This window comes from Serratia sp. PL7 (genome assembly GCF_945957435.1).
The window spans coordinates 28,045-39,873 of the sequence record NZ_CAMFLB010000013.1 but is presented as its reverse complement, the minus strand read 5'-3'; the positions used below and the strand labels follow the sequence as shown (position 1 = coordinate 39,873).

Below are 11,829 nucleotides of genomic sequence, written 5' to 3'. Positions count from 1 at the left end.
TTTAATGATGAAAGTCGTCAAGGTGCTCAATAACAGCCTGGTGCTGTCTACCGACAGCGATAACCGCGAAGTTATCGTGATGGGCAAGGGCATCGGGTTTAACAGCAAAGTAGGGGATGTGCTGGCCTCGGCCAGCATAGAAAAAGTCTATGTGGTGCAGAACGGTCAAACCGGCCACGACCATCTACGCCTGATAGAGGCCACGCCGGAACAGCACATTGAGCTGGTGCAAATGATCCTCAGGCTGGCCAACAGCCAGCTTGGTGGCCGGGTCAACGAACAGATCTTTTTCACCCTGGTGGATCATCTCAGCTTTGCAATTGAGCGCTGCCGTAAAGGCATCATCATTCAGAACCGACTGTTGCATGAGGTAAAACGCTTTTATCCGCAGGAGTTTGCCGTGGCATTACAGGCGCTGGCGCAGATCAACCAGCGTTTGAATATCCTGTTGCCGGAGGCGGAAGCGGGGAACATTGCCTTTCACCTGGTCAATGGCCAGACCGACGTACAGAGTATGGAGCACACGCTGCTGGCGGTGAAGATGCTGAAGGATATCTTCAACATCATCAAATACCATTTTCGCATCGATATCGCCACGGATTCACTCAACTACTCACGTTTCCTGCTGCATATGCAGTTTTTCATTCAACGAATGATCGATAACAAACAGGTGAAGTCGAAAGACGATTTCCTGTTCTTGCAGGCGACGAAAGAGTATCCCGATGCCTATCGTTGCGCACTGGTGATCCGTGACTATGTGAAAAATCTGTTGGAAATGGAGATGTCCAACGACGAGCTGCTGTACTTGGTCATCCACCTGACGCGGATTGTCGATCGGGACGATTAAGCTCGGTCTGCAGCGCGTTCACCGTAGCGATAATGGCTCTGAAATGCATTAGACATCATGGCTTGGCCGCGTGCATTATGCCAGATAACAACTGAGATAATGTGGGAAACGCTATGTCGGATTCTAATGCGCTACAGGGCCATGAAGTTGCAAAACCACCAAGCAATACTCAACTGTTTACCGGTTTTCTGATGCTTGGCCTGATCGGCTTTGGCGGGGTACTCCCGCTGGCGCGCAGCATGTTGGTAGAACAACGCCGCTGGTTAACCGCTGAACAGTTCACCGAACTGCTGGGATTGTGCCAGTTCCTGCCGGGTGGCAACGTCATTAACCTTTCCGTAGCGGTGGGGATGGAGTTTCGCGGATTGCGTGGTGCGCTATGTGCCTTGCTCGGGTTGATCTGCGCCCCAACGGCGATTGTGGTCGGCCTGGGCGTGATTTATGCCCGCTACCAAAACGATGTCCATGTGCAACATGTGTTCGCTGGGTTAGCCGCAGCGGCGGCAGGTTTGCTGCTCTCTACCGCATTGAAAATGCTGTTGCCACTGTGGGGGAAATGGTTGCCATTAGCGATTGTTGCCATTGCTTTGGTGGCGATTGCCTGGCTGCGTCTGCCATTGCTGCCAACCATGCTGTTGTTGGCCCCGCTCAGTATTCTGCTTGCCTGGAGGAAACCTTCATGATGGCGGTGTTAATCTCATTGGCGATCATTTTTACCGAGCTTTCGCTGATGGCGTTCGGTGGCGGCTTTACCATTCTGCCGGAAATGCAGCGCCAGGTGGTGGAGGTGCATCAATGGATGAGCGCCCAGGAATTCAGCGCGTTGTTTGCCATGGCGCAGGCGGCTCCGGGGCCGAATATGATGATCGTGCCGCTGATTGGTTGGCATGTCGCGGGTTGGGCCGGGCTGTTAGTTTCCTCTGTGGCCAAGTTTGGGCCGTCGTCCATCGTTACCATTTTGGTGATGGGAGCATGGCGGCGTTTTAAAGATAAACCCTGGAGGCGTATCGTTCAGGTTGGGCTGGTGCCGGTGACGGTCGGGCTGGTTGCCGCCAGCGGCGTGCTGATTGCCCAGGCTTCAGCGACCAATGAGCGGTTAGCAATATTAATTGTGTTAGCGACGCTGCTGAGTATGAATAAACGTATTCATCCATTATGGATCCTGGCGGGCGGGGCAGCGCTGGGATTAGTGATTGGGTGACGCCTTAACGTTCTGAAGGGAGCCGCATGCTGCGCTCCTACGTAGCGATATATGTCATTATAATTATCTTAATTAATCGGTGACGTAATTAAATTAACTAAATTATTTAAGTAAACCACAAGGATAATAATTCACAATGTTTTTGTGATTAAACTCTAAAATTAAAAATCCCGCTTTTGTTTTATATTGATAATTTTATGATGATGAGGTGATAATCAACTCGCTGTACTCTGTTATATTATCAATAACAAGGGGTTTTCTATGGGACTGTTAGGGCTTGAAATGTTGGGGCAGATATCTGACGGTCGAGGAAATAATGGCGGTGACCGTTCCGATAACAGTGGATGCCTCAACGAGGGAAGTAACGGGAGAGGCAACGGAAATGGCGGTAGAAGCGGCAGTGCCGGAAATAACTGCGGTTCTAACGCTGGCAGTTCATGCTCATGGTAGTCAACTAACATAAACCTTTTAAATGAATGTATACCGGTTATGTCTGACTGGACAAATTTCATGAAAGCAATTGTACGTATACTTGCCTCTTTGGTTAGCTTTTATCTGGCTGCAGCTTTATTAAAAGGGGCCTGCGTGTGGTCGTTGGGTTGGTATGCTGCACCAGCCAATATTTCTCACTTACTGGTTTCTCTCTCGTGCTGTTATGTAGTGGCGAAATTGGTTTTTTGTGTAGTGAACTATTTCTACCCGAAGTAGTAAGCTGTAACCGGTTCAGCACGTAGAGGCGCTGCAGGCTGCGCCTGAGGTTATTAATCTCAAGCCACCCGTTTTGGCAGGTGGCTTTTTTATCATGGCAGTTGACGGTAATCCTCGTCGGATACCGGTTCCAACCACTCATTGGAGGAGCCCTCGGCCGGGACCGCCACGGCAATATGCGCAAACCAGCTATCCTGGGCTGCACCGTGCCAGTGTTTGGTTCCTGCCGGGATATTGACCACGTCCCCGGCGGTAAGTTGGCGAGCCGGTTCATTCCACTCCTGATACCAGCCGCGCCCGCCGGTCACCAGTAGGATCTGGCCGCCCTGATGGTGGATATGCCAGTTATTCCGACAGCCTGGTTCAAACACCACATTGCCAATGGCTACCCCTTCGGTGGTCAACATGTTCAGGTAGCTGGTGCCGGTGAAATATTGCGCATAGGCGTCATTTTTTGGCCCTTTGGGGAAAATACCGTTACCGTCAAATTTCTCGTTCATTTCATCTCCGCCGTCAAATTACGCCTACTTTCAGGAAGCAATCAAAAAGGGTGGCCGATGTGCTTATGGCCGACAGGAGGAAGTGTATTACAAGGCCGATTCAATGATAAGGTAGCTAAATATGCATACACCTATGCAAATAATTCATTAGTCATGACAATGTCCTGCAAGTATGCGGTCTTGGCTGGCGGTGCTCTTAAGGACAAATACGGGTGGAAAGAACCATGAAGCAAGCGTTTAAAAATGGCGTATTGGCGCTACTGTTGTCCAGCGTGGCAGGGGCCGCCTGGAGTGAGCAAACCCTGGTTTTCGTTCGCCACGGCGAGAAGCCAGACAACAACAGTGGTCAGTTGACCTGCAAAGGCTTTAACCGCGCCTTGGCACTGCCGGAGGTCTTAATCTCCCGCTTCGGTAAACCCGAAGCCATTTATGCCGCAGGCCCCAAGAAAAATAAGCTGGGCAGCTCCATGCGGGCATTGACCACCATTACCCCAACGGCCATTAGGCTCTCACTGCCGGTGAATATCCAGTATCACGCCGATGACATTGCTGATTTGCAGACGGCTCTGCTGGACGATCGTTTGCGCAATGCCGTGGTGTATGTCTCTTGGGAACATCACAACTTGGTGCAGGTGGTAAAAAACATTATCACCGCAGAAGGGGGCGATCCCCAACAGGCGGCCAAATGGCCGGGCAGTGATTTTGACAGTATCTATGTTCTGACGATTGACCATGACGCGCCCGCCAACAAGATCCGCTTCGAACATCAAACCGAAGGGCTTAACAATGTCGCGGATACTTGTCCAACCGGAATGAAGTGACAATATCAGTGCAGAAATACAGTCGTCGGAGTCACTAGGGGCGTGGTACGGCGCCCCTATCCATTCAGAAACATTACCCCTTTGATTTTTTCGCTATTTCTCAAGGTATAGGCTGGGCGGCACGCCAAGTACACGGCGGAATAGTGCAGTGAAGGCACTTGAACTCCCATAGCCAAGGTCCAGCGCAACGCGAGTAACTGATTCCCCATTGTTAAGGCGGGTGATAGCCGCCAGCAGACAGGCTTGTTGGCGCCACTCGCTAAAGCTCACCCCAGTTTGCGTTCGGAACACTCTGGTGAAAGTGCGCCGACTCATGCCTGCCTCCGCAGCCATTGTGTTGATATCGATAGAAAGAGAGGGGTTTTCAATCAGTTGACGGCACAGTTTGGCTAAACGAGGCTCGTCCGGCAACGGAGTATTTAGCAACAGAGATGGCATAGCGGCAATTTCATCAAGCAACAGAGACATAATCTTGCCTTCTCTATTATTCAGGTCATAGAGCGCTGGCAAATCCACTGCCTGTACTAACAGGTTCTGTAGCAAGGGTGACACTCCAACCACCCGACATCCATCGGGTAGTCCTGCAGCGCGGGCAGCGTCCGGGGTGAAAAATGCGTTCAACATGGTGACAGGGCCACGCATATGCATCTCATGGTCGATGCCAGCGGGTACCCAGCATGCCCGCTGTGGTGGAACAACCAGGTTTTCGCGTGCCGTGAACACGCTGATCGTCCCGGAGGCGGCATAGGAAAACTGGCTGCGACGATGTGTATGGGAGGGAAAAGTCGAAGACGCCGGATAGTCATTTGCTGTGACTACGGCAATTCGTGGAATGTCTTCGTAGGGGTCGAGTAACGTATTACGCATGGCCCAAACTCTACAATAATTGACTCAATACTGAAAGCGAGCTGGTACTGCGGATCCTACAATGGCCACTGTTACGAAATCATCTGGCACATTCAGTTTATTAGGAGTCGATATGTCCAACACGTTTCACCGAGTAGGTATGGTCCGCATTCTGTCATTGTTCTTCACGGGTGGTTTGGTGATTGCCATGCTTTTGCGCCAATGGAGGACGCCCTCAGTCGCGAAGAATTTACTTATATCTTTATGAACTACCGTGGATACGGGAGCATGAGTTCCGCAACTGGCACTTATAGCATGGATGAAATTGCGATCGATACCTTATCCCTTGCAGATGAGCTTGGATTCGACACGTTTAGCTTGATAGGCCACTCGATGGGGGGAATGGCAATTGAACGTGTAGCGACCCTGGCCCCTGAACGCGTTCGTATGTTAGTTCCTGTTGCACCTGTTCCTTGCTGCGGTGTAGCCTTCGATCCTGTAGGGCAAGCATTGTTTACTGGTGCAGCTGATAGCATCGAAAATAGAAGGATCATCATCCATCGAAGTACTGGACAGCGCCTTTCACGAGCGTGGATCGACTGGAAAGCTGAGTATTCAATGGCGCATTCGTCCAGAGCCGCTTTTGCCGCTTACTTGAATGCATGGAGCAACACCGATTTCAGCGCGGAGGTACAGGGTTTATCACACAGGGTTAAGGTGCTGATCGGGGAGCATGATCCGACATTCAACACAGATCTGATGCGTTCCACCTACCTTGCATGGTATCCAAGGGCTGAACTGGAAATACTTGAGAATGCAGGTCATTACCCAATGAATGAAGTACCGCTCGCCTTGGCGACGAGCATAGAGAACTTCCTACGGCAGGCCTAATTTTTGAGCGCAGCTAAAAAGCCTTCGGGGGTGACAAGGTTTTAGACCATGGCTATCGATTTATTTTCCGCTGCTTACTTTGATTGTTGCTAATAAAATTACTATATCGCTTTAACGGTTTTTATTATAGGAATGATTGATAGGTGTTTACTGTCGAATAAAAATAACTTGACCTTGATAAAATAATTTAGAATGATAGTCACTATCAACTTCTGGATGGTTATTCTGTGATGACATCATTTGAGAAATGAGTAGGTGTGTTATATCACAAACCTTAGCACCTTCAGGCATTTTTATAATGTCTGAACAATCTCTCTTATTTTTATGACTTATTGAAATAAATATTGTAATTTTAAAAAAAGTTCATTACTTACATTTCAGGGGGGTTAATGAAAAATATTCTATTTATCTTTTTTTGTGTTTTTCTTGGCGTTGCCATAGGTTCTATTGCGAGAAGTTTTAACGCGTCTCCGTTATTTCAGTCCTTGGCTATTTCTACTGGCATAGCAATCGTGATGTTTATTTATTATCAAGCAACAGAAGTTTTTAAATGAAAGTCTTAAGCTTTGATGAAATTAATATGGTTTCAGGTGCAGGAAATGTAAACTGGGAACAAGCAGGTAGAGAGGTTGCCGTTGGCGGAGCCACAATCGCTGGCACGGCATTCGGAACGGGTTTGGCTGGCCCATTAGGGCCGGCAATTGGACTAGCCGCAGGGGTTGCGGTGGGCGCATTATATGATGCTGCAGGAAACCAAAAAGCCAGTGGGCCAGCCTGGAATGGAATTTGTCGACCTAATAAGCCATTAATATGCATGAGTAAACAAGGTCAATACGAATCCTGCTGCAATGGGCTGTAATCTTTCGTGATAGGGGGCAATCATTGAGGTGGTTTACATCACACCTCAATGATTTTTGTGTTAATTCATGGATTATCTTAAGTGGGCAACGGTATCTCGACGCTTATCTTTAATACCGTCACTGAACCCCACGTTTCCATCGATATAGATTGAACATCCCCGGCTTGGAGAACATCACCAGGTTACCCAGCAGGATCAGGCACAGGCCAATCACCGCATTCAGATGCCACTGGTAACCCTCATACAGAGTGGAGATCGTTAACGCCACCAATGGGAACAGTAAGGTGCTGTAGGCAGCTGCGCCCGAACCGATGCGGCCTAACAGGGTGAAATAGGCGGCAAAGGCGATCACCGAGCCAAAGATCGCCAGATAGAACAGCGAGCCCAGATAGCGAGTGGTGAATTCGAGTTGCAATGAAGCGCCCTGTGCCAGGGCGATGGCAAACATCAGCAGTGCGCCGTAGCTCATGGCGTAGGTGTTGGTGGAAAGCATATCCAGTCCACGGCGTTGGTGGCGCGTGCTGAGCATGTTCCCCAGCGAAAAACCGTAGGTGCCCAGAGCGCTCAACCCGATCCCTTTAAGCAATTCTGGCGCCATCTGGGTCGCCATCAGATCCTGCCAAAACAGCGCCACGATGCCGGTCATGCCTAACAGTGCCGCAGGCAGCAGATTCGGGCTAGGGCGTTGGCGGAAGAAAATCATGCTGTTAACCGCGTTGAACAACACCGCCATTGAGAAAATCACCGATTCCAGCCCGCTGCTGATATAGGCCGCCGCCAGGTAGAAACAGTAAAAGTTAAAGCCAAACACACAGCAGCCCTGCAACATGCAGAACAGGTGGTCCCGCAGGCTAATGGCCCGCAGACGGCGTAGCGCCAGCATGGCTAGCCACATCACGGCGGCAGCAAGCAAGAAACGGTAACCGATCGACACGGGGATCGCCACCGTGCCTTGTTGCAGAGTAATCGCAATCCACGTGGTGCCCCAAATCAGCACTACGGCAAGATACAACAGCGTATTCATGAGTTCTCCTGTTAATGATGACAGGAGTATTCATCTTTTAGTGTCGTAACGCTTTCAGCCTTTTGCGGCCAATTGCATATTCTTGCGCTTTTTTTGTTAAAAGCGCCCCGTGACAACTGGCATCCCGCGCCGCCACTCTTTAAACTGGAACGGCTTGGATCACAGGAATAGGGCAGCTATGGCATACCTGGCATTTGAAACATTGCACCAACATAAAGCCCGGTTGCACAACAGCGTGCAGCTGGGATCTGGCGTGCAATTGGCGGCCTGGTCAAACTGCAATGACCGTATCACCCAGGAAAGTGCCGATCACCACACCCTCAGCCTGTACGTGGCGGATGGCTACGAGTGTTATCAGAAGGTGCCAGGGGGCTGGCAGAACGGCGGCGGCCCGGATCGTTTTTGCATCATGCCGCGGCATTACGAATCCACCTGGGATGTCCGCAGCAATCTCTCCTTTGTTCATCTGTATTGTACCGACCAGCATTTACGCCATTTGGTGGAGCAGACCTGGGATCGCAGCCCGGCATCCATCAACGTAGAGCCGCTGTCGTTTGCGGAAGACCCGCAAATCACGCTGCTGTATCGCCAGTTTTTGCTTAATCACAATTGGCAAGACAGCGCCAACCAGTTGGCACTGAGCAGCGCCTCCACGCTGTTGATGTCACATATGCTCCAGCGCTACACTCAGTTGCAATGGCGACTGCCCAGCGTGCGTGGTGGGCTGGCTCCTGCCGTGTTGAAGCGAGTGCAGGAGTTTATCTATCACCATCTCGATCAGCCGTTGGTGCTGGCCGATCTGGCCGCTCAGGCGGAATTGAGCGAGTTTCATTTTGCCCGCATGTTCAAACACAGCACCGGACAGGCGCCGCATCAGTATGTGATGCAGGTGCGTTTGCAACAGGCGGAAAAATTACTGCGCAACACGCTGATGCCGCTAACCCAGATTGCGCTGGACTGCGGCTTTAGCTCGGCCAGCCATTTCAGCCATCGTTTCAAGGCATTCTATGGCCATACGCCGATACGTCTGCGGCAGCAAAGCCGTTAATCCATGAGGAAAAAGGATATGGAACAACCCTTTTGTGGTGTTGAGGTACTTTTTGTCGCGGGTTTTGGCCCGATCACCCAAAACACCAGCCAAAGTACCGCGTTTTATCAGCAAGCGCTGGGGTTGCCGCTCAAGCCAATGGAAGGGAATGAGGACTATCTGCTGACCGAGCACGATGCCTTGGCTGGCGTGAAGCACTTCGCGCTATGGCCTTTGGCGCAGGCTGCTCAATCCTGCTTTGGTCAGGATCAATGGCCACAAGATTTACCGGTGCCGCAGGCATGGATGGAGTTTGACGTGGCGGATATGGGCAAGGCCACTCAAACGCTGCTGGATCAGGGTTATCAACTGCTGGTAGCCAACCGTTTGGAGCCGTGGGGCCAGAGCGTCACCCGTCTGTTAAGCCCGGAAGGTTTGCTGGTTGGCGTGACTTTAACGCCCTGGATGCGGGCTAACCCATAACCCACTGGCTACCTATGGCGCAGCACCATCGGCGGATGGTGCCAGGAACGGTGGTTATGGCAGGGGGAAGGCGGTCGGGTTTTGGCTCATGACATCGATGAAGACGTCCTTGAAAGAGGCCCAGAAGTGCATAATGCCTGCCAGGTTGAAGGACATCCCCATCAGCCCCATCACAAACCAGCAGCTAGTGAACAGCCCCAGGCTGCTGAACACAAACGCCATGCCGTTACGGCTGGCCTTGCGGCACACCACATTCAGTTGGCTGGCCAGAAACATCATCACTGCGCTCAGCAATTCCCAGCGCATCATAATAAAGCCAGTGGCTATGGTACTCATCGAAGGTGATCCTTTGCTACAAACGCCGCATCCATCTCCTGGTATCAGACCTTGGGGAAGAATGCGCATTGGATAGACAGTGGTTTAGGTTACTGGTGTGATCTGCGTCACATTGTAGCATCGGAATAATGGGTGTCTCAATAGTCGTCATGGCTTGTCTGACAAATCACAGCAACATTCCAATATGTTGAAACATTTATGCCAAATCATTAGCAACCTTTTAATGTGGCACCAGGGTTATTAACGCTATGCTGGCCGGCTTTTCGCACCCTTTTTAGCTATCAGTCTGGCAGGTAAGACTCCGCGCATGGCCCAATTAAAAGATCCTTTCCGTGACCATCCCGCCGAAGAAACGTTGTTCATTCGCCGTGCCTGCGTGGCGATGGTGTTAGTCGTCGCCTGTTTTGGCTTGCTGGTTTACAACCTTTATCAGTTGCAGATCAAACAGCATGCGTTTTACCAGACTCGCTCTAATCAGAACGATATCAAGATGCTGCCGATTGCCCCTCATCGAGGCCTGATCTTCGATCGCAACGGCATCCCGCTGGTGCGCAACATACAGCTGTATCAGATTGAAGTGACCCCCAGCAAGATTGCCGATATGGCAACACTGTTGCAAAACCTGACGCCTATCGTCGATCTGACGCCGGATGACATCGCCTCCTTCCGTGACGATATGCACCACAATAGCCGCTACAAGCCCGTCACGCTGAAAACTGGGCTGAGTGAAACCGAGGTGGCCCGCTTTGCGGTAAACCAGTATCGCTTTGACGGTGTAACCATCGAGACCTACCAGCAGCGGCAATATCCTTACGGGGCACAGTTGGCGCACGTGGTGGGCTATGTCTCGCGCATTAACGATAACGACGTTAAAAAGCTGGAGCAGCAGGGATTAGCGCAAAACTATGCGGCCGACCACAATATTGGCAAACAGGGGCTGGAAGCCTATTACGAGAAAGAGCTACACGGCACCACTGGCTATCAGGAAGTGGAGGTGGATAACCACGGGCGTATCGTTCGCCTGCTGAAGGAACAGCCGCCCCAGGCGGGCAAAGATATTTATCTGACGCTGGATCTGCACCTGCAACAGTACATCGAAGGCTTGCTCAAAGGGCAACGGGCGGCGGTAGTGGTCGCCGATCCGCGCGACGGAGGCATTCTGGCGATGGTCTCCAGCCCTAGCTACGACCCCAACCCATTCGTCAAAGGTATTGGCTATCAGGCCTACAAGTCGCTGCTCAGCAACCCGGACTTACCATTGATTAACCGCGTGACGCAGGGGTTATACCCGCCAGCCTCAACGGTAAAACCTTATATGGCGGTATCGGCACTGTTTGCCGGGGTCATCACCCCAACCACCACTTTCTTTGGTGCACCCACCTGGACTTTGCCGGGAACGCAGCGGCACTATCGCGACTGGTTGAAAACCGGGCACGGCCTGCTGAACGTCACCAAGGCGATCGAGGAGTCGGCCGATACCTTCTTCTATCAGGTTGCCTATGAGATGGGGATCGACCGGATCCATCAATGGCTAAGCCAGTTTGGCTATGGCAAGGCGACGGGAATCGATCTAAACGAGGAATATCGCGGCGTGCTGCCGAGTAGGGAATGGAAGCAGCGGGTACATAAAAAAGGCTGGTACCAAGGTGATACCGTCTCGGTGGGTATTGGTCAGGGGTATTGGGTCGCTACGCCGCTCCAGATGGTGAAAGCACTGACCACACTGATCAACAGCGGCAGGGTAAAAACGCCGCATCTGCTGTATTCGATGAAGCAGGGCCGGGAAGTCGAACGCTATCAGCCACCAGAGCAGGCCGTACAGATTGGAGAGGCCAAATCGCCGTATTGGGGGATTGTGCGCAACGGTATGTATGGCATGGCGAATCTGCCTAACGGGACCGGGTATAAACTGTTCCATACCGCGCCCTACCAGATAGCGGCCAAATCGGGGACTTCACAGGTTTTCAGCCTGAAAGAAAACCAGACTTACAATGCCAAAATGATCCCGGTACGCCTGCGTGACCATATCTTCTATACCCTCTTTGCGCCGTATAAAAACCCGCGGGTGGCAATGGCGCTAATTTTGGAAAATGGTGGTGGGGATGGCGTAGTTGCAGGGCCAACGGCCAGGGCAATCCTGGACCATATTTTCGACCCGGTCAATGCGCCTACGCCGGGGGATAACGACGGTAGCCTAACGCAGCTGGGAGACAGTGACGATGTGCAACATTAAACGCGTATTTCTCACTACAATAATAAAATCAATAAGTTATTGATTTTATAACT

Annotated in this window: 14 protein-coding genes; 10 read left to right on the top strand and 4 right to left on the bottom strand. The window is 51.4% G+C overall.

Translation table 11 applies throughout. The annotated features are described in order from the left end of the window. The first annotated feature begins 7 nt into the window (after positions 1-7). The 3 genes from licT to N6G83_RS34585 all read left to right on the top strand — a co-directional run bounded on the left by licT (position 8) and on the right by N6G83_RS34585 (position 2,048). On the top strand, positions 8-847 hold the full coding sequence (licT, locus tag N6G83_RS34595) for a BglG family transcription antiterminator LicT (protein WP_024530963.1): 840 nt from the start codon (positions 8-10) through the stop codon (positions 845-847). A gap of 113 nt (positions 848-960) precedes the next feature. Further along, the gene (locus N6G83_RS34590) at positions 961-1,530 is read left to right on the top strand and encodes a chromate transporter (RefSeq protein ID WP_074031052.1); all 570 of its coding nucleotides are present in this window, start codon (positions 961-963) and stop codon (positions 1,528-1,530) included. After that, positions 1,527-2,048, top strand: a complete 522-nt coding sequence (locus N6G83_RS34585; RefSeq protein ID WP_211135775.1) for a chromate transporter — start codon at positions 1,527-1,529, stop codon at positions 2,046-2,048. Before N6G83_RS34590 ends, N6G83_RS34585 begins: the two co-directional genes overlap by 4 nt. Positions 2,049-2,848: 800 nt before the next feature. Here the strand turns inward: N6G83_RS34585 and N6G83_RS34580 are convergent. Continuing rightward, entirely contained in the window at positions 2,849-3,256 is a 408-nt protein-coding gene (locus tag N6G83_RS34580) for a cupin domain-containing protein (protein WP_211135776.1), read from the bottom strand. A 224-nt stretch (positions 3,257-3,480) separates the two neighbouring features. On the opposite strand from N6G83_RS34580, the gene N6G83_RS34575 reads away from it, so the two are divergent. Beyond that, a complete protein-coding gene (locus tag N6G83_RS34575; protein ID WP_211135777.1) occupies positions 3,481-4,077 on the top strand; it encodes a histidine phosphatase family protein in 597 nt (198 codons plus the stop codon). Between the two features lie 93 nt (positions 4,078-4,170). On the opposite strand, the gene N6G83_RS34570 is transcribed toward N6G83_RS34575, so the two are convergent. Further along, positions 4,171-4,944, bottom strand: a complete 774-nt coding sequence (locus N6G83_RS34570) for a helix-turn-helix domain-containing protein (protein WP_211135778.1) — start codon at positions 4,942-4,944, stop codon at positions 4,171-4,173. On the opposite strand from N6G83_RS34570, the gene N6G83_RS34565 reads away from it, so the two are divergent. From N6G83_RS34565 to N6G83_RS34555, 3 genes are all read left to right on the top strand, one after another. After that, positions 4,936-5,814, top strand: a complete 879-nt coding sequence (locus N6G83_RS34565) for an alpha/beta fold hydrolase (protein WP_211135784.1) — start codon at positions 4,936-4,938, stop codon at positions 5,812-5,814. The two genes, N6G83_RS34570 and N6G83_RS34565, sit on opposite strands and share 9 nt — an antisense overlap. A 389-nt stretch (positions 5,815-6,203) precedes the next feature. After that, entirely contained in the window at positions 6,204-6,368 is a 165-nt protein-coding gene (locus tag N6G83_RS34560; protein ID WP_211135779.1) for a hypothetical protein, read from the top strand. Beyond that, a complete protein-coding gene (locus N6G83_RS34555; protein ID WP_211135780.1) occupies positions 6,365-6,673 on the top strand; it encodes a colicin V family bacteriocin in 309 nt (102 codons plus the stop codon). The genes N6G83_RS34560 and N6G83_RS34555 overlap by 4 nt, the downstream gene beginning before the upstream one ends. Positions 6,674-6,791: 118 nt before the next feature. On the opposite strand, the gene N6G83_RS34550 is transcribed toward N6G83_RS34555, so the two are convergent. Further along, positions 6,792-7,697: a DMT family transporter gene (locus tag N6G83_RS34550; RefSeq protein ID WP_121606905.1), complete on the bottom strand. Its 906-nt coding sequence runs from the start codon at positions 7,695-7,697 to the stop codon at positions 6,792-6,794. A gap of 178 nt (positions 7,698-7,875) precedes the next feature. Between N6G83_RS34550 and N6G83_RS34545 the strand changes: the two genes are divergently transcribed. After that, positions 7,876-8,745 (top strand): helix-turn-helix domain-containing protein, encoded by an 870-nt coding sequence (locus tag N6G83_RS34545; RefSeq protein WP_024530955.1) that lies wholly within the window; start codon positions 7,876-7,878, stop codon positions 8,743-8,745. Between the two features lie 18 nt (positions 8,746-8,763). Then, on the top strand, positions 8,764-9,207 hold the full coding sequence (locus tag N6G83_RS34540; protein ID WP_024530954.1) for a glyoxalase/bleomycin resistance/dioxygenase family protein: 444 nt from the start codon (positions 8,764-8,766) through the stop codon (positions 9,205-9,207). Between the two features lie 54 nt (positions 9,208-9,261). On the opposite strand, the gene N6G83_RS34535 is transcribed toward N6G83_RS34540, so the two are convergent. After that, positions 9,262-9,543: a YjcB family protein gene (locus N6G83_RS34535; protein WP_024530953.1), complete on the bottom strand. Its 282-nt coding sequence runs from the start codon at positions 9,541-9,543 to the stop codon at positions 9,262-9,264. Positions 9,544-9,850: 307 nt separating this feature from the next. On the opposite strand from N6G83_RS34535, the gene mrdA reads away from it, so the two are divergent. Continuing rightward, positions 9,851-11,776 (top strand): penicillin-binding protein 2, encoded by a 1,926-nt coding sequence (gene mrdA / locus N6G83_RS34530; RefSeq protein WP_211135781.1) that lies wholly within the window; start codon positions 9,851-9,853, stop codon positions 11,774-11,776. Positions 11,777-11,829 lie beyond the last annotated feature (53 nt).